Origin of the sequence: Citrobacter sp. Cpo040 (assembly GCF_030332915.1) — a bacterium.
Taxonomy (GTDB): domain Bacteria; phylum Pseudomonadota; class Gammaproteobacteria; order Enterobacterales; family Enterobacteriaceae; genus Citrobacter; species Citrobacter portucalensis.
In genome coordinates this window covers 167,971-189,424 of the sequence record NZ_JAOWGX010000034.1, presented here as the reverse complement: position 1 = coordinate 189,424, position 21,454 = coordinate 167,971, and the positions used below count along the sequence as shown (strand labels likewise).

The window sequence follows — 21,454 nt, the reverse complement described above, 5'->3', positions numbered from 1 at the left end:
CAAATCATTTGCGAGTGAAGTGTTATAATATAACATCACATTTAAATCAACGACGTTATGAAGTATTTAACCGCTCTGGTGCGCGATTTTCCAACGGCTGTCAAAATGGGCCTGATACTGCGCAACAACGGCAGGTTCATCACGAACAACTAACACATTTTCAGAGTTGGCAAATTCTGCGGATTTGGCAAAGTTGAACGAACCGGTTTCCAGCGTGTCGCCATCAATAATCATTACCTTGTCATGCTGGATGTGGTAGTGACCATCCAGTTGCACATCAACCCCATTCGCGGCAGCAAACGCGATGGCCTTCTGGCTAACCTTGCCCTGGTTACGTTTCTTATCGATAACAGCCCGGACCACAACGCCTCTCTTTTCAGCGTTTACCAGGGCCTGAACAATATCTGCAGACTGAAATGAATAAGCCATCATATCAATGCTGTACTGCGCATGGTTAATTGAATCCAGCACTAAAGCCCGAGCCGACCCTTCCGGTGAAAAACCCACCTGAATGGAAGCATGTGCTGCAAAAGCCCCCGCCCCGTACATTAGCGCAGCCACAGCGATAGTTTTTACGATCACGTTAGTTATTTGCCTGAAATGCGAAAGAGACCTAAGAGAGTAGCGTCCGCGTGCAGATCTGATCAAGCAGCGCCTGCTGATGGCTGATAATCAGCATGCCTAATGGTCGACGCTGGCATTCTTCGAGCAGCAGTACCCAGATATCTCTTTGAATGGAAGGGTCGAGCTGGGCGGTAATCTCATCGGCAATAAGAAAACGGGTACGCGGGTCCAGCGCACGAAGTATGGCGATTCGCGCCAGTTCACCACCAGAAAGCTGTCCAGGGCGACGGGTTAACCATTCCGGTTTGATATGCAGGCGGGTAAGGATTTCTGCGCCAGGCCGCCAGGCGTCATGCACCGCATCGCCGGTGCTGCGTCGGGGGTTAAAAGTTAATTCCGGATGCTGTGGCACCAGTTGCACCGGGCAATACTGGTGCATCGGCAAAGGTTGATCATCAATCAGAATGTCGCCCGAGGTCGGCTTTTGCCAGCCCGCCAGCACACGTCCCAACGTCGTTTTGCCGGTTCCGCTGGGCGAACAAATCCCAATACGTTCTCCAGGGCGTAGAGAAAAGGTCAGATTTTGCCACAGAACCTTTTCCCCCTGACAGATTGTTACATCACGACAGCACAGCATCGCGCTCTCCAAAAAGTTGATTTCTTTCAGGCAGCGCCCGCCATTGTCGTTGCAGGTGTTCGCTAATCTCTCCGCGTAACAACTGTTCCCGGCTGACGTTATCCGACACCCTTCCCTGATGCAGCGCGACAATACGATCCGCATGGCGGGCCGCCAGCGTGAGGTCATGCGTTACCCATAAAACGCCAGCCCCTTGCTCACATTGCTCACGCAACTGTTCAAGCAGTTGATTAGCCAGTGGTGCATCAAGCCAGGCGGTAATTTCATCCGCCAGAATATAGCGAGCCTGACTCAGAGACGCGTGACATGCCAGAACACGTTTCGCCATACCGCCTGAAAGCTGGCGCGGAAAAGTATCTAATACGCGACTTTCCAGTCGGCTACGCTGGAGCAATCGTTCAATTTTTCCGGCATTCCATTGCTGGCCAGAAAGCTGGCATGCCCTGCGCAGATGCTTTTCAATCGAAAGCAGCGGGTTAAGTGCCTGAATACCTTGCGGGACGTAGCTGAAGGTATTGCCACGACATTTGCGAATGTCATCACTGTCCAGCGTTTTACCTTCCAGGGTAATAACGCCGTTGAAACGCAAATTGTCTGGTAAGAGATCGAGCAGACATTGCAGCAACAGGCTTTTACCTTCTCCACTTCCTCCAACTAGCGCCACCATCTGACCAGGCGCTACGTCGAAAGAGATATCCTGCAACAGCGAAGACCAGTTTTTCGCGCCGTACCAACGATAACGCGCCACGTCCAGCGAGACCTGCCTTAAACTCAACATGCGTCACCTCGTAACCATAAACGATGCACCGCCCTTGCGAGCTGATCGAATAACATCACCAGACTGAACAGCATCAGTCCTGGAAACAGCACTAACCACCAATCACCATGACTGATAAACCTCAGCGCATCCGCCAGCAGCAGGCCCAGCGACGGTTCATGCGGTGCCAGTCCAAAACCGAGGAAGCTTAACGCCGCGCTGTGTAACACCGCATGGGGAAACATCAGCAATGTCCCGGTTAACCACTGGGGTAACAACGCTGGTAGATAGTGATGCCGCCAGCAGTAAAAATGGCCGTGTCCCAGACGCCAGGTCAACGTCAGATAGTCACTGTGGGCCACGCGCTGCGCTTCAGCACGCAGGATCAGCGCCAGACGCGGCCAGTGCGTTAGTGCAACCGCCATGATTACCCCGTTTTTCCCGCCGCCCAACGTAAAACAGATCAAAATAAGCAACAGCAGATGCGGCATCGATAGCATGGCATCAGTAATCAGACGCATAAGTACATCCAGACGCGGATGTATGCGCGAAACCGCCGCCATCATTAACGCAATGAAACCGCTGCACAACGCCGCACCAATACCAATTTGCAGACTGGTTAGTGCACCCTGAAAACAACGGACCCACAGATCGCGACCGAGGTTATCGGTGCCAAACCAGTACATCGCATCAGGTGGAAGATGACGGGCAAGCAGATTAACGCTCAACGGGTTATCCAGCATTGCGGCACCATACACTGCAATGAATAACAGGCAGCTAAAAGAGAACAAAAGACGAATTAGCGTCGGCGTCGGGTTATAGAGCATCAGGTCGCTCCAGAGCACGGTTCAACATACGGACAAGCCAGGTAGACAGCGAGTTGCCAATGAACACCAGTACGGTACTGAACAACACAATCCCCATCAGTAACGGCAGATCGCCGCGTAACCCGGCATCAATGGTGGCCTGCCCCAGTCCTGGATAAGCAAAGACTTTTTCGGCCAATAGTGCACCTCCCAACAGTTCTCCCAGTGAGGCAAACTGCAAACACAGCGCAGGCGTAATTGCATGACGCAGAACCTGATGGCGTAACAGTGACCAGCCTTTATCTCCCTGGGAACGCGCAAAACGGACAAAATCACTTTTCATCACGCTGGCGATGCTTTCCCGTGTATGCAGCGTAATTTGTCCCAGTCCCAGCAAACTGAGCGCGCAAACGGGAAGCACCAGATGGCGCAGACGCTCAGTCAGCGTCGCCATATCGCTGCTGTTGCCCGGCTCCCACGCGCAGCAGACCGGAAATACCGGCCAGCGCACGGCAAATAACGCCAGCAGCAACATGCCAATCCAGAAGGTCGGCAACGAGGAGAGCAGATAGCTGAGGCGACAGATTGCTTTGTCCGGCCAGCGATTCAGGTAGCGACCCGCGACAAACCCCATTGCCGTTCCCAATATGCCGGAGAGTAGCCACGCGCCACCAAGCAGCGCAAACGAGGTGGAAAAGCGTTCCTTGATCACGCTGGCAACCGGCGCATTAAACAACATGGAATAGCCGAGATCGCCCTGCAATACACGAACAAACCAGTGACCAAAACGCTCCCATAGCGGCTGGTCCAATCCCCAGCGAGCAGCAATGCGTGCATATTGCTCCGGCGGCACATGCAGGAGATCGTTGCCGATATAAGCGCGAATCGGATCGACTGGAGAAAAGCTGAGCAGCACAAAAGTGCCAGCCGCAACCAGCACTAATAACACTATCAGCCGTATAAAATGGCCCACAACAGACTTCATCAACGGCAGGTCCAGGTCCATTCGTCCAAATTATTGAGCAGTGACCAGCTACCGTGAATCTCCGGTGCGCCTTTGCCTAAATCAATACACGGATTTGCCAGGTAGGTGTGCTGAATATTCAACAGCCATGCCCAGGCAGCATCGCCCTGCACGCCAGCCCCTTGCTTACCATCCCACTCCACCTGTTGCCAGAAAGGTAACGCTTTTTGCCAGTCTGGGGCGTCGATAGCCTGTTTAAGGTGCTGTTCAACAACAGGGTTGCTGTAATAGCCTGGATTGTAATATTCCACGCCCGCGGCCTGATTACTGTAATGATGGAAAAGCTCCATCGGATCCAGGCTTCCCCAACCAAATAGTGTTGGGTTCGCATGCATGTGACGCTCAACGGTTTCCCAGCTTCCTGATTGCAGCGAGATCTGAATACCCACCGGCTCCAGCATTGCACGTACGGCCTCAGCTAAATCCCGGCGCGTACTGTCACCGCTGGCGTACCATAAAGTCAGTCGAGCCTCTTTGCCGTCTTTCACTCGCACGCCATCTTTACCTACCTTCCAGCCGGCTTCTTCCAGAATCGTACGTGCTTTTTCGCTATCACCATCTTTGAACGCAACGGATTGCCCCTGCCATGGCAGCCCCTGCACTGCGCTATACGCAGGAATCGCATGACCTTCCATGACCTGATCGGCAAGCTGCTTACGGTCGATGGCATAGTTGATGGCGCGCCTGATGGCAACATCAGCAGTGATATCGTTCCCAATTGGATAGCCATTGGCGTCTTTTTTACCTGCAGGAACCATCGGGAACACAATGCCCCGGTTTTCCACGCTATCGCGTACCCAAAGTTTCAAGTTTTTCTGCTGAGGAGCGACCGCCATCGACGGCGCGATACGTACGAGTCCCAGTTGGCCACTGCGCGCTGCGGCATAAGCGTTATCTTCATCAAGGAAGACAAACACCAGCTTACTGAAATCATTTTTCTTACCGGCATACCAGGGGTTAGCCTCCACGATCAACTGCTGTCCCGGCTGAAAACTCACCAGCCGATAAGGACCCGCGCCAATCGGATTTTTGGCAAATGTTTTTTCGTCATACCGTTTCGCCGGAACAATACCCAAAGAACCCAGCACATTCACAAAGGTGCTCTGTGGGCTATTCAGCGTAATTTCTACCGTGCGGTTATCTTTCAGGCTGGCATGGGTGAAGTTTCCCATGTCGATTTTGCCGCCGCTTTTTGCTGCTTTGTTATAGGTGAACACCACATCTTCAGCGGTTAGCGGGGAACCATCAGAGAATTTAAGGTCAGGTTTTAACGTCAACGTCCAGGTTTTGCCGTCTGCGCTGGTCTCTACTTTTTCCGTCAGCAGGTTTCCCCAGCTCATATCTGCATTTTGTTTTAATAATGGTGCATGCAAAAGCAAATAGCTGCCATGACTCCAGCCCAGCATCGGGTCAAACCCTTCCGTTGGTTCTGGTCCAATTGCCAGTTTTAACGTCTGCCCTTCGCTCGCATTTTGCGCGGCAAGAAGTGGTGAGGTTAATGCGAGAGTCAATGCGCACGTAAGCAGTGCCAGCTTGCCTTTGATCATTATGTTATCCAGATTTACGTTATTTTTATGCCGCATAACGATTTACCGTCGTTAAGCAGTCTCCTGGGGAAGGGATTATGGCGGACAGAAATGACGAAAAAAATGATGCGGCGCAGAAAAGTATGACGATTTTCTAAAATTATCATACTTTTTTCTGATACTCCGTTATGAGTACGATGTGAATCTCAGAAAATAGATTAATCCCTCGCCATTTATTCACAGGGATATTAATCACTTTCTAATAATTGCCCATGCGGACTATTGACCCTTCCTGCTAATTCCTTATCTAAAACTCATGACAATTTATGTATATTTATTCAAGAAAAACACCAGAAGTGACAAGTTATGTAAATTTGTAATGATAATTATTTGTATTATCATTTCCATCAATTATCTTACTGCCTTTGAATTTTTAACAAAGGAAGTTTGACTATGCGTTTAAAACCTGTTGCCTCTGTCGTTCTGTCCTGTTTAGGATTTTCCAGCCCCCTGGTGTTTGCTGAAGATGTCATGGTGGTAACCGCTTCCGGTTATGAAAAGAAAATCACCAATGCCGCAGCCAGCGTCTCTGTTATTTCACAGCAAGAGTTACAAACCAATAAATATAATGACTTAGGTGAAGCCCTGCGTTCTGTTGAAGGGGTAGATGTTGAAAGCAGCACCGGTAAAACCGGCGGTCTGGAGGTTAGTATCCGCGGTATGCCCGCCAGCTATACCTTGATCCTGATTGACGGTATTCGTCAAAACGGCAGCAGCGACGTAACGCCAAACGGCTTCTCTGCCATGAATACCAGCTTTATGCCCCCGCTGGCGGCAATCGATCATATTGAGGTGATCCGCGGCCCGATGTCGACGCTTTATGGGTCCGACGCAATCGGTGGCGTGGTGAATATCATCACCAAAAAAAGCACCGATAAATGGAGTACTTCCATCAATACCGGCGTTAACCTGCAAGAGAGTAATAAATGGGGTAACAGTACGGTCGCCAACTTCTGGTCAAGTGGCCCGTTAATCGCGGGAGTACTGGATATGCAGGTTCGGGGAAGTACAACCCAGCGTCAGGGTTCCAGCGTCACCTCCCTCAGCGATACCGCCTCGACTCGCGTACCTTATCCTACCGAGTCGGAAAACTACAATATAGGTACGCGCCTCGACTGGAAAACCAATGAGAACAATACGCTGTGGTTAGATCTCGATTCCGCCAGACAGCGCTATGACAACGATGACGGGCAGTTGGGCAACCTGACAGGGGGGTATGATAAAACGCTACGCTATGAGCGTAACAAAGTGACCCTCGGCCACGATACAGCCTTAACGTTCGGCACCTGGAAATCCTCCCTCGGCTGGAATGAAACTGAAAACAAAGGCCGGCAATTGGTATCTTCCGCACTCACGCCAGAGAACGCAGGCCGGGCCGGTGACGCGCGTGAACTGAAGAACACCAACGTCATTCTTGACTCAGTGCTGCTGACGCCATTAGGTGATTCACACCTCTTAACCCTTGGCGGAGAATACTGGGATGCACGGATGAAAGATGGTGTGGTGCTGGCCAATACCGGCGAGACGTTCCATCAAAAAACGTGGGCAGCCTATGCGGAAGATGAATGGCATATTCTCGACTCTCTGGCCTTAACCGTAGGAACACGCTATGAGCATAACGATGTCTTTGGCGGTCATCTCAGCCCGCGTGCCTATATGGTCTGGGACGCATCCGACGAATGGACCCTCAAAGGCGGTGTAACGACAGGTTATAAAGCACCATCACTAAGCCAGTTGCATAACGGGATCAGCGGTGTAACCGCACAGGGAACGGTGAATACGGTCGGTAACCCGGACCTCAAACCTGAGGAAAGTATCAGCTACGAAACCGGGCTGTATTACGAGAACGACGCCGGGCTTAACGCCAACATTACCGGCTTCTATACCGAATACAAAAATAAAATTGTCTCATATTCTATCGATGATAATACCAACAGCTATACCAACAGCGGCAAGGCAAGGACCGATGGCGTTGAATTTGCCAGCACCTTCCCTCTATGGTCGGATGTGCTGACCTTATCTCTCAACTACACCTACACTCAGAGCAAGCAAAAAGATGGTGAAAATAAAGGCGCGCCATTAAGTTACACCCCAAAACATATGGCTAACGCCCGTCTGAACTGGCAGGCAACGGAAGATATGAACGCCTGGCTCAGCGCACGTTATCGCGGCAAAGCCCCACGCTTTACCGAAAATTACGACAACCTTAGCGCGGTACAAAAGGCCGTCTATAACGATAAAGGCGCTGATTTAAAAGCCTGGACCGTTGTCGACATGGGGATGTCTTATAAGCTGACCAAAGATCTGACACTTAATACGGCGGTTAATAACGTGCTGGATAAAGACTTTAGTGAGGTCAAATTGTACCAGGTGGGGCGTAATAGTACCTACGCAGGTGATTATTATCAAACGGCGCAATCCACTACCGGATACGTAAACCCTGGTCGTAACTACTGGGTATCTTTAAATTATCAGTTCTAATTTTATAAGATCCTGTTGGTCGAGCTATCACGTGCATCCCATCCAGCCGGTATCATTCAGAATAATATCCTGAATGATTTCATAGAGTCGCCTTACAAAGGCGACTCACATCTTCTTCTAACTGCATCCCTAATTCATTTATCCCAACATAAACCTAATCGCCTTGTCCATAGCACGGTACATTCATAAACGCCATGAATTATATTCATTCAGAATAATTACCATGAGTCATAATTACCTTTCGTATTTTTATGAATTCATTCATCAAATTTATATAATAAAAGTCAACATTATTACTGATTTGAAAGCCCATAAAGAAAGTGGTAACATTTGCAAAAATAATATTCATGGTAAAAGCAATGATTATCACACACAATATATTAAATAAGATAATGGAAAATAGAATTTCCGATGATTGCATTATTTACCTGTCCGGACCATCATCATTGGACACTCCATTAAGTAGAATGCGCGATAAACATTTTATTTGCGTAAACGGAAGTGCCGGTCATTTAATCGACAACAATATCCCTATTTTTATCTATGTTGTTTGTGATGGCTCATTTTATGAAAACAATAAAGACTTATTTCATAAGTATTCCTCCTATGCTCAGCATACCTTTATTAGTGAAGATGTTATTAAAAGAGCTGATTCAACAGAGGCAGAGTACTTGCTCAACACATGTTTTCTGTTAAAGGACATTTGCAAATCCAGAGGTGGTATCGGTAGAAAGATTCGCTATAAAATAAAAACAATGACTAACAGGAATCTTCGAATTAAATGTTCTGCATTCAGAAAAGTGAAAACAATTGCATTTTCAACTAATGTAACACATGGCCATTTTGGTAGTGCTACGGTCGCATTTAGCGCGTTACAAATAGCCATTAGTCTAAAGTTTGAAAGAATAATTTTTTCCGGTTTAGATTTGAAAGGTAGCTGTAAACGGTTTTACAATGAAGTTAACGCCCAACCCACGACTCTCCCCGCTGATCTTAGCTTTATATTAAGGTCATTTTCTTATGTAAATAGCCACTATGACGGTAAGATCTACAATCTTTCCCCACAAACTGCTATTCCCTACGATGTTATTCCGTTCATCAAGACAGAAGAAGTAGCTTGTTCCAGCTCCGACTAGCAATACAGCAATGATAAGAATATTTAAACAATCAATACAAAAACACCCCTTCCTGCACCATTAGGTACAATGCCAAAACAATAACCCCGACGATACCGCCTAAAAATAGTACTGCGGCAATCGCAAGCTGGTTGCGATTTGTGTACTTCGCTTTGCTTCGAACATCCAACTTATTTTTCGCCGCTCTGTGACTTGAATCACGCTCCATCGCGAATGTTATATCTGCCATACCATTATCCAGTTGCTGTATTTGAAAACATAAATAACCACCATATCGATAAGGGTATAGATTTTAAATAACAGAATCTGAGATTTGTCTCACGATAAAGATAATCGTCGGATTTTTACTACCGAAACAGATTTTATGCTCCCTTTTCATCAATAAGGTTATCTTGTATTTATTCGACAAAAACCTTCACTTTAGGCTTTGACAGCAGAATCATGACGAACTCAGTGAAGGTTACTGGTTTATAGAAATAGTACCCTTGTAGGAAAACAATGTTGTTTTTGTTTAGATAATCAAGCTGGGCCTTCGTTTCAACCCCTTCTGCAACGATGCTTAAAGATAGTTTACGAGCCAGATCGAGGACACAATCCAAAATTCGGGTTGAATCGGGAAGCTCATTTACCCTCCCCACAAAGCTCTGATCGATTTTAATGTAATCAATGTGCAGGTCATGCAAATAAGAAAGCCCAGAATAGCCCGTACCAAAATCATCCAGCGCAATCACAAAGCCATTCTCATGCAGGATATTGAGCCTCTGCACAAGATCTTCATCCACATCTAACGGCTCGCGCTCAGTAACTTCGATTACCAGATTGAGGTCATCTCGGTTAAAACTATCCCTGTAATGCAGGCATTCCTGCACGAATGTAGGGGATGTGATATGGGATGCGCTGAAGTTAATGCCGACATGGAAGCCGGATGGCAGTTTGCTGGCAATGGCGTTCATGTTTTCCGCGACCTGCCTCATCAGGCTTTGAGTTAGTGGCACTATCAGGCCTGATTTTTCAGCGACGGGAATGAAGGAAGCAGGAGAGATATACCCGGCCTTAGGATGTTTCCATCGGGCCAGCACTTCAACTCCGCGTAACGTCCCCTCGCGACCATTTACGATAGGTTGATAAAAAGGCACGATCTCTCCTTTTACTATCGCCTTACGCAACGTTTCTTCAGGGGTATCGTTCTTGTTCAGATACTTATCAATGGCATAAGCGGCTGCAAAAGACATTAACAGGATAAAACCCAGAATCCCTGAACCCTGTGTAACCAGTCTTTTTGCACTAAACAGTGGCGGTTTATTATAAATAATACTGAACGGATACTTTGCGGAATTAAGTTGACCAGACGCACGTGCGCTTGTTGTAACGGTTTTCACATCGCCCAATAAACCAAGTACGTTGTCACCCACCAGCAATGAGTATGCTACTCCCTTTAACGGAACTTTCAGAGCCCCTCGAATATGCACCCCACTAATAGTGACAATAATACGACTGGTTTGAAAACGAGTTTGATACAGCAGAACAGGTATCTCGTTTTCCGTATTTCTTGCGGGAGTCAGCAACAGATTTGTATCAGCAATTACGGGGATTTGCTTAAGTAAAATCCTATTCCCCGGCAATGACGTACACCAAACCTTCCCCTGCCGGATAATGATCAGCGTTCGCAAATGAGGGCGAAGTGCAGCTTCGGTTCCAAGTTGGTATTGTCCCTCCAGATCGCATTTTTTTTCAGCAATATGCCTGGCGGTGCGGGTTGCCTGGAAAGCTTCATCAAGTATATTATCCATATTTTTAACGGCATATCGGGCTCCTCCAAGGGTTTCTGTCGAAGATGAATACCAAAGCTGCATATTAAGAATAAAAACACCGATCAAAAAAAGACACACCGCAGCGGTTACCGGTAAAAGTACTTTGCGCATTCTCATGTCCTGTAGCGAAAACTGATCAGTCGTTGCGATGAGCATTGACGTGTTCTAATTTATCTCTACAGAGCATGGTAGACAGAAACAAAAGTCGCCATGCGTCCAGTCACATTTCCTCAATAACAACGTAACTTACTAATTCATCGATAAAATCATTACTGAAATTTGCAGTACAAAACCGGCGTTGCACCTCATCCAATTTTGCTATCATAGGAATGCACTAATAAGAGGTAATCAAATGAAAATCTTTATCACTGACAATGACGGGAACCTGATTCCTGTTGACGGAAAAAGCGTTGTCGTCGAATTGAATAGTGGCGGAACCATCGAGATCGCCGAGGAGTACAGGCGGGATGATGTTCCTGAAGGCATTAATCTGTGGGGCGGACGAGAACCCTCCCCTTCACTCTCTTTCGAGGAAATCAAAGCCAGAACAGAAGGCCTGGGCGTTTACCCCATAGCAGCTAACGCTCTGCATGTATTTCCGTACAAACTTTCAGCAAAAGAATGAACGCACACAGCAGACGAAGCGTTTTTCTCAAACCAAAGTAAGGCCATGGTTATCATAAAAAACTCTGGCTTTGGTGGGAAGTCAGTTCGCCGATAGCTGCTACTTTCTAATTGCAGCCCATGCCGGCGCTGCATTATTTCATCACTATATACCGAAGGATAATACACTTTTAAGAGTGATACCTGAGCATAACCATTTGAATAATTAATAGATGATTAAAATATCAAGAACATAAGCACTCAAGACCGTATGTGCGTGTTCTTAAATATTAATTGTCATCATGATGCTTATGTTTCTTGTGATCACTCATAGCCTCTTTGAAAGCATCCGCTTGTGTATTAGCGGCCTGCAGTCGACTCATATTAGCACTGTAATTATTCCAATATTCTTTTTCTTCGTGATAACAAACATCACGGCTAATTCCCTTCGCTTCGCACTTTGCTAAGCGTTGTTCTTCTGATACACAACCAGACATCAAAGAAACAGCAGAAAACGCACCCAATATTATCATTATTTTATTCATATAAATAACCTTAGAATTTCCAGCCGGCGCCGACTACAATACTATTAGCTTGTGCGCCAAAGACCTTAGAACCTTCATAACCTGCATCAACAGTGAAACCTGCAATGGGGATAAACTGAATACCTGCGCCATAGGCAAAACCTGTAGAAGTGTCAGTTTCACCATTAGCTTTGATCGCACCTCTCCCAATACCCGCCATTACATAAGGTTTTACCACATCATTTACTTTATAACTTGCGCCGACTAATGCAGAACCATAACCACGATCTATATCATTATCGTCATTTGCTGAAATGGTTAAGGATGTCATAACACCAAAATCACTCTCATCTGGGGTATAACCATATTTAGCGTTAAAACCATTAAGGTTCTGTCCATCTGTCCGGGTATGTACATAACCGCCGGTGACTACGCTTTCTCCTGCATAAACTGTCATAGCAAAACATAATGTAACAGCCACTAAACCTGTTTTTAAACTTAGCATTTTAATAACCATTTTCATCATCAACTAATAGTAAGTAACACGCATAACAAGGAATCATGCTTTGAGTTTTATTTCTCAAGCATGTTGCCAACAGAAAAACAGAAAGGTAAAAAAACATCAATTGGAGAAAATGTTCTTTTTTGGACATTACTAATATTCAGAATAATCAACTGTCATAACACTCTGATAAAAATGGATTTAAAATTAGAGTAAAAGAATCTTAAAACGCTTCTTCCTTGTAAATATTTCCGATATTTTTCTTATTTTTAAAACAATTGTTTTCCATCTAATAATCAATAAGATACAAACACCACTCAATTATAGTTAGTTCTCATACCCGAATAGAGTTAAATAAAGAAATATTGACAGCCATGGATATTTTTTATCAAAAAATAAAATTGTAATGGAAAAGATAAAAATTTGATCTTCAGTGCTATTTAAATGAGTTTAATAGTATGAGCGCCATGAAAGCATTTTGCAGGTAAAAAAAACGGGAACCTCTCGGCTCCCGTTCTCATACAACCCAAGGTCTGGATTACATGTTTTCGATAATCGCGTCACCAAACTCTGAACATTTCAGCAGCTTAGCGCCGTCCATCAGACGTTCGAAATCGTAAGTTACGGTCTTGGCGTTGATCGCGCCTTCCATACCTTTAACAATTAAATCAGCCGCTTCAGTCCAACCCATGTGGCGCAGCATCATTTCAGCAGACAGAATGATGGAGCCTGGGTTCACTTTATCCTGACCTGCATACTTCGGTGCAGTACCGTGGGTTGCTTCGAACAGAGCGCATTCGTCACCGATGTTTGCACCCGGCGCGATACCAATACCACCAACCTGTGCGGCCAACGCATCGGAGATGTAGTCACCGTTCAGGTTCATACAGGCAATCACGTCATACTCAGCCGGGCGTAGCAGGATCTGTTGCAGGAACGCATCGGCGATAACGTCCTTAACCACGATCTCTTTACCGGTTTTCGGGTTCTTGATTTTCACCCATGGACCGCCGTCGATCAGTTCACCACCGAATTCTTCACGCGCTAACTGGTAACCCCAGTCTTTGAACGCGCCTTCGGTGAACTTCATGATGTTGCCTTTGTGTACCAGGGTAACTGAATCACGATCGTTGGCGATGGCGTATTCAATCGCTGCACGTACCAGACGTTTAGTCCCTTCTTCAGAACACGGTTTGATACCAATACCGCAATGTTCCGGGAAGCGGATTTTCTTCACGCCCATCTCTTCGCGCAGGAATTTAATCACTTTCTCAGCATCGGCAGAGTCAGCTTTCCACTCGATACCCGCGTAGATGTCTTCGGAGTTTTCGCGGAAGATGACCATGTCGGTCAGTTCAGGGTGTTTAACCGGGCTTGGTGTGCCCTGATAATAACGCACCGGACGCAGGCAGACATACAGGTCAAGTTCCTGACGCAGAGCTACGTTCAGAGAGCGAATACCGCCGCCAACAGGGGTGGTCAGAGGGCCTTTAATGGCAACACGATATTCACGAATCAGATCTAAGGTTTCAGCAGGCAGCCAGACGTCCTGGCCATAAACCTGAGTGGATTTCTCGCCGGTGTAGATTTCCATCCAGGAGATTTTACGCTCGCCTTTATAGGCTTTCTCGACAGCAGCATCGACAACTTTGATCATCGGTGGGGTTACATCAACGCCGATACCGTCGCCTTCAATGAACGGGATAATCGGATTTTCAGGAACGTTGAGTTTGCCGTTTTGCAGGGTGATCTTCTTACCTTCCGCCGGAACAACTACTTTGCTTTCCATTCACCTCTCCTTCGAGCGCTTCTGGTTCTGCTCGTCTGTCATCACGCTGCATGTGCGTTTGCGTCCTGCTACACGGATGCGTTAGAGCAACTTTTTGTTAATGATTTGTAATGAGCGTGTCAATACTACCCTATTGTTCGCCGCCATGAAAGACACTCGTTCTTAGGCTATAATGCGGCAATTGATATAATCTGAAAATACCATGCAAAAAACTTCTATTAGAAATCACCGGGTTGAGCGATTCAGCTCACGACAAGTCACTAAGCAGCGTAAAGAAAACCAGCCAAAACGCGTGGTTTTGTTCAATAAACCCTACGATGTTTTGCCACAATTTACTGACGAGGCTGGCAGAAGCACGTTAAAAGATTTTATTCCCGTGCCGGGAATTTATGCGGCGGGCCGACTCGACCGGGACAGCGAAGGGCTTTTGGTGCTGACCAATGACGGCGCGCTGCAGGCGCGGTTAACGCAACCCGGTAAGCGTACCGGGAAAATTTATTACGTCCAGGTTGAAGGTGAGCCGACAGCAGAAGCGCTGGACGCCCTGCGTAACGGAGTAACGCTCAATGATGGCCCCACGCTACCCGCAGGCATTGAAGTAGTAGAGGAACCCGTATGGCTGTGGCCGAGAAATCCGCCGATTCGGGAACGGAAAAACATTCCCACCAGCTGGTTGAAAGTTACCTTATATGAAGGTCGCAACCGTCAGGTACGTCGTATGACAGCGCATGTTGGATTTCCTACGCTGCGCCTCATCCGCTATGCCATGGGGGATTACACGCTGGAAAATCTTGCTAACGGCGAGTGGCGGGAACTGAAATCGTAACTGTACGGTTTAACGTGAGTGTTAACAGGGAAGAATGAAATAAAATGGATAAGCAGCTTTTTGCAGCATTCATCCTGCTCGGCGTGTCACCGTTTTGTTCAGCAAAACTGGACTGTGAGACGATTGCCGGAACAGCAGCAGGAGAGGCAAACTACCTTTATGAGTCTGCCAAAGTAAAAACCGACTCACGCCTGCATTTCTATTCTGCACCAGCAACAGAGTGTCAACTCCCCGCGTTCATGGTCAATGGCGACACCGTCGAGGTGCTCAGGAGTTCACAGCGCTACAAAAGCACGGGCATGCTTTCCAAAGATGAGCCTTATCGTTACGTACGTTATCGGGACGCTAAAGGAACCTTCGCCACCGGCTGGGTCTCGGTAGATGGATTAACGCCGTTATCCAGTCCGCTTGCAGTAAGCGCGTCTTGCCAGACATGGGCAAATAAAGCGATGTCGCAGCGCGGGTTCTTACCCTCCTCCTCCGCAAACCACTATCAGGTAACAGGAGACACCCGCGCATGGTTCTATGCGATGCCAACCGAACAGTGTCGCAGCCCGTCCGTATTTTTAGTGCCCGGCGACCTCGTCTCTGTACAAGAACAATCCAACGATGATTTTATGGAAGCGGTCTATTACACCACCGATCGCCAAATCATACGCGGCTGGTTAAAAAAGTCTCAGTTACAGGCTATAAACAGCGGTGACCACTATCGCGACGACATCAACCCGCTGTCGACAGACAAAGCAACGAGAGTCGCCACCCTTGGGCTACGTCACGACCACCAATGTATTTTTTATGAAAGCTGGAATGCTAAAAAGGCCATTGAGATTATCGTGCGCGAGGATCATCAAACCGCATTGTGCCGTGGAGGGGCCGACCCGCAAACATCGCCTCCTGTGGCTTATATTAGTATCGACAAGGCCAGCGGCGAAATTAGCTGGCCAGATGTTGCCGAAGGATTTGCTGAGGAATAAGGGGAAAATATGTTCAAACCGCACGTCACGGTCGCCTGCATTGTGCATGCAGAAGATAAATTCTTAGTCGTTGAAGAAACGATCAATGGCAAAGCCTTGTGGAATCAGCCTGCAGGACACCTGGAAGCCGATGAAACGTTGGTGCAAGCCGCAGCACGCGAACTGTGGGAAGAAACGGGCATTAAAGCGCAGCCGCAGCATTTCATTCGTATGCATCAATGGATTGCACCGGACAGAACGCCCTTTTTGCGTTTTCTTTTCTCTATTAAGCTTGCCAATATGTGCGCTACAGAACCTCATGACAGCGATATAGATTGCTGTCGTTGGGTCAGCGCAGAAGAGATTTTCTCTGCGCCAAACCTGCGTTCGCCGTTGGTTGCAGAGAGTATTCGCTGTTATCAGAGCGGACAGCGCTACCCACTGGCCATGATCGGCGAATTTAACTGGCCGTTTACAGAGGGTGTCAAGTAAAGGGCTGCGTGCTAGAATATGCCGCCTTGAAGTTCAATGTCGTGAGTATTCCTATGTCTGAAAGCCCAAAAAAAGTGATCGTCGGCATGTCCGGCGGTGTCGATTCCTCCGTTTCTGCCTGGCTGTTACAACAACAGGGCTATCAGGTAGAAGGCCTGTTCATGAAGAACTGGGAAGAGGACGATGGCGAGGAATACTGCACAGCGGCCGCCGATCTTGCGGATGCGCAGGCTGTCTGTGACAAACTCGGCATTGAACTGCATACCGTCAACTTTGCCGCAGAATACTGGGACAACGTCTTTGAACTTTTCCTTGAAGAGTACAAAGCGGGCCGTACGCCAAACCCGGATATTCTGTGCAATAAAGAAATTAAGTTTAAAGCCTTCCTTGAGTTTGCCGCCGAAGATTTAGGTGCCGATTACATCGCCACCGGTCACTACGTGCGTCGCGCGGATGTCGACGGCAAAAGCCGCCTGCTGCGTGGGCTCGATGGCAATAAAGACCAGAGTTATTTCCTCTATACGCTCGGCCATGAGCAAATCGCACAAAGCCTGTTCCCGGTCGGCGAACTGGAAAAACCACAGGTGCGTAAAATTGCCGAAGATCTCGGTCTGATTACGGCCAAGAAAAAAGACTCCACGGGTATCTGCTTCATCGGCGAACGTAAGTTCCGTGAATTTCTTGGTCGCTACCTGCCCGCTCAGCCTGGCAAAATCATCACCGTTGACGGCGAAGAGATTGGCCAGCACCAGGGACTGATGTACCACACTCTGGGCCAACGTAAAGGTCTGGGCATTGGCGGTACGAAAGAAGGGACGGAAGATCCATGGTATGTGGTGGATAAAGACGTTGAGAACAACATTCTGGTTGTCGCTCAGGGTCATGAACATCCACGTCTGATGTCCGTTGGCCTGGTGGCGCAACAGCTGCATTGGGTCGATCGCGAACCGTTCACCGGCACCATGCGCTGTACGGTGAAAACCCGCTATCGTCAGACCGACATTCCGTGCACCGTTAAGGCACTGGATGCAGAGCGTATTGAAGTCATTTTCGATGAGCCAGTCGCGGCGGTCACGCCGGGTCAGTCGGCTGTCTTTTACAATGGCGAAGTGTGCCTCGGCGGCGGCATTATCGAACAACGATTGCCTCTGCCGGTATAATTACTTACACATTTGATACAAGGAAGCAGTGAACGTGGCAAAGAATTATTATGACATCACCCTCGCCCTGGCAGGCATTTGTCAGTCGGCACGCCTGGTGCAGGAACTGGCGCACCAGGGGCATTGTGATGCCGATGCATTACACGTTTCACTGAACAGTGTCATCGACATGAATCCCAGCTCTACGCTGGGCGTGTTTGGCGGCAGTGAAGCCAACCTGCGTCTTGGCCTTGAAACGCTGCTTGGCGTGCTGAACGCCAGCAGTCGTCAGGGACTGAACGCGGAACTCACCCGCTATACGCTAAGCCTGATGGTGCTGGAGCGTAAGCTGTCAGCGGCCAAGGGCGCTATGGACACGCTGGGAGACCGTATTAGCGGCTTGCAGCGCCAACTGGACCATTTTGATTTGCAGTCAGAAACGTTGATGAGTGCGATGGCTGGCATTTATGTTGACGTCATCAGTCCACTCGGCCCGCGTATTCAGGTCACGGGTTCCCCGGCCATCCTTCAGAGTCCACAGGTACAGGCTAAAGTACGCGCTTCGCTGCTGGCTGGCATCCGTGCTGCCGTGCTCTGGCATCAGGTTGGTGGAGGCCGTCTGCAACTCATGTTTTCTCGTAATCGCCTGACGACTCAGGCAAAACAAATTCTTGCTCATTTAACCCCGGAGTTGTGATCTATGGAATTATCCTCACTGACCGCCGTTTCCCCTGTCGATGGACGCTACGGCGATAAAGTCAGCGCGCTGCGCGGGATTTTCAGCGAATACGGTTTGCTGAAATTCCGTGTACAGGTTGAAGTACGCTGGCTGCAAAAACTGGCCGCGCACGCAGCGATCAAGGAAGTTCCTGCTTTTGCTGCCGACGCAATCGGTTTCCTTGATGCGATCGTCGCTAACTTCAATGAAGAAGATGCTGCGCGCATCAAAACCATTGAGCGTACGACCAACCATGATGTGAAGGCAGTTGAGTATTTCCTGAAAGAGAAAGTGGCGGATATCCCGGAACTGCACGCTGTTTCCGAATTTATCCACTTTGCGTGTACCTCAGAAGACATCAACAACCTGTCTCACGCGCTGATGCTGAAAACCGCACGCGACGAAGTGGTTCTGCCGTACTGGCGTAAGCTTATCGACGCGGTGAAAGATCTGTCTGTACAGTATCGCGATATTCCTCTGCTCTCCCGTACCCACGGTCAGCCAGCCACCCCGTCTACGCTAGGCAAAGAAATGGCTAACGTGGCTTACCGTATGGAGCGTCAGTATCGTCAGCTCAACCAGGTTGAAATTCTTGGTAAGATCAATGGTGCAGTCGGTAACTATAACGCCCACATCGCCGCTTACCCGGAAGTTGACTGGCATCAGTTCAGCGAAGAGTTTGTCACCTCGCTGGGCATCCAGTGGAACCCGTACACCACGCAGATTGAGCCGCACGACTACATTGCCGAGCTGTTTGACTGCATCGCCCGTTTCAACACTATCCTGATCGACTTTGACCGCGATGTATGGGGTTACGTGGCGCTTAACCATTTCAAACAGAAAACCATCGCGGGTGAAATCGGCTCTTCCACCATGCCGCACAAAGTTAACCCTATTGATTTCGAAAACTCCGAGGGTAACCTGGGTCTGTCTAACGCGGTACTGCAGCATCTGGCAAGCAAACTGCCGGTCTCCCGTTGGCAGCGTGACCTGACTGACTCTACCGTTCTGCGTAACCTGGGCGTAGGCATTGGCTATGCGCTGATCGCGTATCAGTCCACGCTGAAAGGCGTGAGCAAACTGGAAGTGAACCGCGATCATCTGCTGGATGAACTGGATCATAACTGGGAAGTTCTGGCAGAGCCGATTCAGACCGTGATGCGTCGCTACGGTATTGAAAAGCCGTACGAGAAGCTGAAAGAACTGACCCGCGGTAAGCGTGTTGACGCCGAAGGTATGAAGCAGTTTATCGACGGTCTGGCGCTGCCGGAAGAAGAGAAAACTCGCCTGAAAGCAATGACGCCTGCCAATTATATTGGTCGTGCCATCACCATGGTTGATGAACTGAAGTAATCTGTTTGATGCCGGAGCGCGCTTGCACCTGTTCCGGTATTTCGTTCATATCGTAGTAAGCCGGAATACATCAGCGTTTCCGGCTTTTTTATTGCCCACGAGATTATCCCTTTGCCCGGTTTATTAAATGTTTATCCCCACAGCCACATAATCAGCGTTAGACTATAAAATTGATTTTGTAAAATTAGCAAATACAGTTAATTATCATAAAATCAATTAGTTAATAAAAAACCATCTTAGACAATTGCGGGCAATATGAGTCATTTCATCGCCCCAAATCATGCCCCAAGCTAATTTTTGCCCCCAAATTTGCCCCAAAAAAGTAAAAATGGGTAGTGGTCTATCTGCCATTTAGCAACCTCGAGAAGCTAAAAGCCATAATGGAATATTGGTGGTGTGGAGCTTCAAATCCTATCGTTCTACTCAATATCCTATACTTTCAGTCTGACAGTTGGCTGGAGGTTTCTATGTGTGGACGCTTTTCACAGTCAATGACACGTGAGGACTATCTCGCCCTGCTCGCTGAAGAAGCTGAACGTGATATCCCATATGACCCTGAACCGATCGGGCGATTCAACGTGGCGCCAGGCACCAAAGTTCTGCTGCTGAGCGAACGTGACGAGAAACTTCATCTTGATCCAGTTATCTGGGGATACGCCCCCGGGTGGTGGGATAAACCACCGCTAATTAACGCACGCTCTGAAACTGCGGCTAACAGCAGAATGTTTAAACCACTCTGGCAACATGGTCGCGCAATTTGCTTTGCCGATGGCTGGTTTGAGTGGAAAAAGGTAGGTGACAAGAAGCAACCCTACTTCATTCATCAAGCCGATGGTCAGCCAATATTCATGGCGGCAATTGGCAGCACACCATTTGAACGTGGAGATGAAGCAGAAGGTTTTCTGATAGTGACGGCTACTGCCGATAAAGGACTGGTAGATATTCACGACAGGCGACCGTTGGTACTGTCACCAGATGCTGCTCGCGAGTGGATGAGGCAGGACATTGGAGGGAAAGAAGCTGCGGAAATTGCGACCGACGGTTCCATGCCGGCTGATAAATTTATATGGCACGCCGTGACACGTGCCGTTGGGAATGTGAAAAATCAGGGCTCACAGTTAATCCAGCAAATATGACGCAGCATTATATCGCCAATATCATAGCAACCATTTGATATAATTGAAATTATCACGCTTTTACTTTCAATAACATTTAGTGGTTATCTTTTACAACTCATTGATTATCTAAATTTTGATTTTAGTTTTAGAGAAGCGTTTTCGCCAAAAATCCAAGTTTTGCCGCCGGCACATTCAACACGCTACCACTACTGGCAAACCTCGATGATAAAGCTTTTACTGCCGATGAGGTCCGCTATGAGCGAGGAGCGGACGTCGTAGAGACATGAGAATAAGAGCGGCTAGGTTGTGGATTTTGTGCTTTTTACTCCCATCCCATTTCTTTGTAGGTCTTACTATCCTGTTCAGGGAAATCAGTTTGATATTCACCCCAATTACGGAACGTATAATATTTTTTCATTGCTTCAAGGTGCGAGTCTGCATCACATGTCCACACTAATCTGTAGTCCAGATCCAGCAATTTCCGAGCAGAGTCTCCCAGTGGACCGGCAAGACAAAACAAATCTAAACCAGCTTCATTTGTCCACAGCTCGTGCTTCATAATTTTATCCCCATGGACTGCCATCCATGAATTAATATATCACGATGTTAGCAACGTCCGCTCCTGGCACGAAGCG

22 protein-coding genes and 1 pseudogene are annotated in these 21,454 nt (G+C 48.0%); 11 read left to right on the top strand and 12 right to left on the bottom strand.

From position 1 onward, the window contains the following. Positions 1–66: 66 nt before the first annotated feature. Genes OGX86_RS05665 through OGX86_RS05640 form a run of 6 tightly spaced genes read right to left on the bottom strand, consistent with a single transcriptional unit; the run spans position 67 to position 5,371 of the window. A complete protein-coding gene (locus tag OGX86_RS05665; protein ID WP_286639524.1) occupies positions 67–582 on the bottom strand; it encodes a phospholipase D family nuclease in 516 nt (171 codons plus the stop codon). Between the two features lie 31 nt (positions 583–613). Then, positions 614–1,201 carry an ATP-binding cassette domain-containing protein gene (locus tag OGX86_RS05660; protein ID WP_048226836.1) on the bottom strand — a complete coding sequence of 196 codons (588 nt, stop codon included), beginning with the start codon at positions 1,199–1,201 and terminating at the stop codon, positions 614–616. Next, on the bottom strand, positions 1,185–1,979 hold the full coding sequence (locus OGX86_RS05655) for an ATP-binding cassette domain-containing protein (protein WP_048226838.1): 795 nt from the start codon (positions 1,977–1,979) through the stop codon (positions 1,185–1,187). The genes OGX86_RS05660 and OGX86_RS05655 overlap by 17 nt, the downstream gene beginning before the upstream one ends. Continuing rightward, positions 1,973–2,785 (bottom strand): ABC transporter permease, encoded by an 813-nt coding sequence (locus tag OGX86_RS05650; protein WP_048214386.1) that lies wholly within the window; start codon positions 2,783–2,785, stop codon positions 1,973–1,975. Before OGX86_RS05650 ends, OGX86_RS05655 begins: the two co-directional genes overlap by 7 nt. Further along, positions 2,775–3,749 carry an ABC transporter permease gene (locus tag OGX86_RS05645; RefSeq protein WP_286639522.1) on the bottom strand — a complete coding sequence of 325 codons (975 nt, stop codon included), beginning with the start codon at positions 3,747–3,749 and terminating at the stop codon, positions 2,775–2,777. The genes OGX86_RS05650 and OGX86_RS05645 overlap by 11 nt, the downstream gene beginning before the upstream one ends. Beyond that, complete coding sequence (locus tag OGX86_RS05640; protein ID WP_167819834.1) at positions 3,749–5,371, bottom strand: ABC transporter substrate-binding protein; 1,623 nt, start codon at positions 5,369–5,371, stop codon at positions 3,749–3,751. Before OGX86_RS05640 ends, OGX86_RS05645 begins: the two co-directional genes overlap by 1 nt. 396 nt (positions 5,372–5,767) lie before the next feature. On the opposite strand from OGX86_RS05640, the gene OGX86_RS05635 reads away from it, so the two are divergent. Continuing rightward, positions 5,768–7,855, top strand: coding sequence for a TonB-dependent receptor (locus OGX86_RS05635; RefSeq protein ID WP_286639520.1), 2,088 nt, complete (start codon positions 5,768–5,770; stop codon positions 7,853–7,855). 359 nt (positions 7,856–8,214) lie between these two features. Beyond that, complete coding sequence (waaZ, locus tag OGX86_RS05630; RefSeq protein WP_286639518.1) at positions 8,215–8,991, top strand: 3-deoxy-D-manno-oct-2-ulosonate III transferase WaaZ; 777 nt, start codon at positions 8,215–8,217, stop codon at positions 8,989–8,991. Positions 8,992–9,022: 31 nt separating this feature from the next. Here the strand turns inward: waaZ and OGX86_RS05625 are convergent, their stop codons facing one another. Together OGX86_RS05625 and pdeG are read right to left on the bottom strand one after the other, a co-directional pair. Continuing rightward, complete coding sequence (locus OGX86_RS05625; protein WP_048214390.1) at positions 9,023–9,220, bottom strand: hypothetical protein; 198 nt, start codon at positions 9,218–9,220, stop codon at positions 9,023–9,025. A 169-nt stretch (positions 9,221–9,389) separates the two neighbouring features. Further along, positions 9,390–10,913, bottom strand: coding sequence for a cyclic di-3',5'-guanosine monophosphate phosphodiesterase PdeG (pdeG, locus tag OGX86_RS05620; protein WP_286639516.1), 1,524 nt, complete (start codon positions 10,911–10,913; stop codon positions 9,390–9,392). 241 nt (positions 10,914–11,154) lie between these two features. Here pdeG and OGX86_RS05615 point away from each other — a divergent pair, with 241 nt between their 5' ends. Both OGX86_RS05615 and OGX86_RS05610 read left to right on the top strand, forming a co-directional pair. Next, positions 11,155–11,427 carry a hypothetical protein gene (locus tag OGX86_RS05615; RefSeq protein ID WP_048214392.1) on the top strand — a complete coding sequence of 91 codons (273 nt, stop codon included), beginning with the start codon at positions 11,155–11,157 and terminating at the stop codon, positions 11,425–11,427. A gap of 85 nt (positions 11,428–11,512) precedes the next feature. Further along, positions 11,513–11,635 (top strand): annotated as a pseudogene (locus OGX86_RS05610) (hypothetical protein); the annotation flags it as partial. Positions 11,636–11,695: 60 nt separating this feature from the next. Here the strand turns inward: OGX86_RS05610 and OGX86_RS05605 are convergent. From OGX86_RS05605 to icd, 3 genes are all read right to left on the bottom strand, one after another. Beyond that, entirely contained in the window at positions 11,696–11,950 is a 255-nt protein-coding gene (locus tag OGX86_RS05605; protein WP_286639514.1) for a hypothetical protein, read from the bottom strand. A gap of 10 nt (positions 11,951–11,960) precedes the next feature. After that, positions 11,961–12,434, bottom strand: coding sequence for an Ail/Lom family outer membrane beta-barrel protein (locus tag OGX86_RS05600; RefSeq protein ID WP_244298689.1), 474 nt, complete (start codon positions 12,432–12,434; stop codon positions 11,961–11,963). A 535-nt stretch (positions 12,435–12,969) separates the two neighbouring features. Beyond that, a complete protein-coding gene (icd, locus tag OGX86_RS05595) occupies positions 12,970–14,220 on the bottom strand; it encodes an NADP-dependent isocitrate dehydrogenase (protein ID WP_003841892.1) in 1,251 nt (416 codons plus the stop codon). Positions 14,221–14,422: 202 nt separating this feature from the next. Between icd and rluE the strand changes: the two genes are divergently transcribed. The 7 genes from rluE (at position 14,423) to OGX86_RS05560 (ending at position 20,837) form a co-directional block, all read left to right on the top strand. Beyond that, positions 14,423–15,046 carry a 23S rRNA pseudouridine(2457) synthase RluE gene (rluE, locus tag OGX86_RS05590; protein WP_286639510.1) on the top strand — a complete coding sequence of 208 codons (624 nt, stop codon included), beginning with the start codon at positions 14,423–14,425 and terminating at the stop codon, positions 15,044–15,046. Between the two features lie 44 nt (positions 15,047–15,090). After that, positions 15,091–16,020, top strand: a complete 930-nt coding sequence (locus OGX86_RS05585; protein ID WP_286639508.1) for a hypothetical protein — start codon at positions 15,091–15,093, stop codon at positions 16,018–16,020. Positions 16,021–16,029: 9 nt separating this feature from the next. Continuing rightward, positions 16,030–16,491 (top strand): NUDIX hydrolase, encoded by a 462-nt coding sequence (locus OGX86_RS05580; protein WP_220395277.1) that lies wholly within the window; start codon positions 16,030–16,032, stop codon positions 16,489–16,491. Positions 16,492–16,544: 53 nt separating this feature from the next. Beyond that, positions 16,545–17,651: a tRNA 2-thiouridine(34) synthase MnmA gene (gene mnmA / locus OGX86_RS05575; protein ID WP_003832402.1), complete on the top strand. Its 1,107-nt coding sequence runs from the start codon at positions 16,545–16,547 to the stop codon at positions 17,649–17,651. Positions 17,652–17,685: 34 nt separating this feature from the next. After that, positions 17,686–18,327, top strand: coding sequence for a high frequency lysogenization protein HflD (gene hflD, locus OGX86_RS05570; protein ID WP_003832401.1), 642 nt, complete (start codon positions 17,686–17,688; stop codon positions 18,325–18,327). Between the two features lie 3 nt (positions 18,328–18,330). Continuing rightward, positions 18,331–19,701, top strand: coding sequence for an adenylosuccinate lyase (purB, locus tag OGX86_RS05565; protein ID WP_003832400.1), 1,371 nt, complete (start codon positions 18,331–18,333; stop codon positions 19,699–19,701). Positions 19,702–20,168: 467 nt separating this feature from the next. Continuing rightward, positions 20,169–20,837 (top strand): SOS response-associated peptidase, encoded by a 669-nt coding sequence (locus OGX86_RS05560; RefSeq protein WP_044702837.1) that lies wholly within the window; start codon positions 20,169–20,171, stop codon positions 20,835–20,837. A gap of 304 nt (positions 20,838–21,141) precedes the next feature. Here OGX86_RS05560 and OGX86_RS05555 read toward each other — a convergent pair whose 3' ends face one another. Next, on the bottom strand, positions 21,142–21,378 hold the full coding sequence (locus OGX86_RS05555; RefSeq protein ID WP_044702835.1) for a hypothetical protein: 237 nt from the start codon (positions 21,376–21,378) through the stop codon (positions 21,142–21,144). Between the last annotated feature and the right edge of the window lie 76 nt (positions 21,379–21,454).

Bases quoted from the DNA above. Each gene is read 5' to 3' on its own strand.
- OGX86_RS05580 (WP_220395277.1), top strand. From the start codon at position 16,030: ATGTTCAAACCGCACGTCACGGTCGCCTGCATTGTGCATGCAGAAGAT.
- waaZ (WP_286639518.1), top strand. From the start codon at position 8,215: ATGATTATCACACACAATATATTAAATAAGATAATGGAAAATAGAATT.
- icd (WP_003841892.1), bottom strand. From the start codon at position 14,220: ATGGAAAGCAAAGTAGTTGTTCCGGCGGAAGGTAAGAAGATCACCCTG.
- mnmA (WP_003832402.1), top strand. From the start codon at position 16,545: ATGTCTGAAAGCCCAAAAAAAGTGATCGTCGGCATGTCCGGCGGTGTC.
- OGX86_RS05615 (WP_048214392.1), top strand. From the start codon at position 11,155: ATGAAAATCTTTATCACTGACAATGACGGGAACCTGATTCCTGTTGAC.
- OGX86_RS05645 (WP_286639522.1), bottom strand. From the start codon at position 3,749: ATGAAGTCTGTTGTGGGCCATTTTATACGGCTGATAGTGTTATTAGTG.
- OGX86_RS05600 (WP_244298689.1), bottom strand. From the start codon at position 12,434: ATGCTAAGTTTAAAAACAGGTTTAGTGGCTGTTACATTATGTTTTGCT.
- OGX86_RS05635 (WP_286639520.1), top strand. From the start codon at position 5,768: ATGCGTTTAAAACCTGTTGCCTCTGTCGTTCTGTCCTGTTTAGGATTT.
- OGX86_RS05555 (WP_044702835.1), bottom strand. From the start codon at position 21,378: ATGAAGCACGAGCTGTGGACAAATGAAGCTGGTTTAGATTTGTTTTGT.
- pdeG (WP_286639516.1), bottom strand. From the start codon at position 10,913: ATGCGCAAAGTACTTTTACCGGTAACCGCTGCGGTGTGTCTTTTTTTG.
- OGX86_RS05660 (WP_048226836.1), bottom strand. From the start codon at position 1,201: ATGCTGTGCTGTCGTGATGTAACAATCTGTCAGGGGGAAAAGGTTCTG.
- rluE (WP_286639510.1), top strand. From the start codon at position 14,423: ATGCAAAAAACTTCTATTAGAAATCACCGGGTTGAGCGATTCAGCTCA.
- OGX86_RS05560 (WP_044702837.1), top strand. From the start codon at position 20,169: ATGTGTGGACGCTTTTCACAGTCAATGACACGTGAGGACTATCTCGCC.
- OGX86_RS05640 (WP_167819834.1), bottom strand. From the start codon at position 5,371: ATGCGGCATAAAAATAACGTAAATCTGGATAACATAATGATCAAAGGC.
- OGX86_RS05605 (WP_286639514.1), bottom strand. From the start codon at position 11,950: ATGAATAAAATAATGATAATATTGGGTGCGTTTTCTGCTGTTTCTTTG.
- purB (WP_003832400.1), top strand. From the start codon at position 18,331: ATGGAATTATCCTCACTGACCGCCGTTTCCCCTGTCGATGGACGCTAC.
- OGX86_RS05650 (WP_048214386.1), bottom strand. From the start codon at position 2,785: ATGCTCTATAACCCGACGCCGACGCTAATTCGTCTTTTGTTCTCTTTT.
- OGX86_RS05625 (WP_048214390.1), bottom strand. From the start codon at position 9,220: ATGGCAGATATAACATTCGCGATGGAGCGTGATTCAAGTCACAGAGCG.
- OGX86_RS05585 (WP_286639508.1), top strand. From the start codon at position 15,091: ATGGATAAGCAGCTTTTTGCAGCATTCATCCTGCTCGGCGTGTCACCG.
- OGX86_RS05655 (WP_048226838.1), bottom strand. From the start codon at position 1,979: ATGTTGAGTTTAAGGCAGGTCTCGCTGGACGTGGCGCGTTATCGTTGG.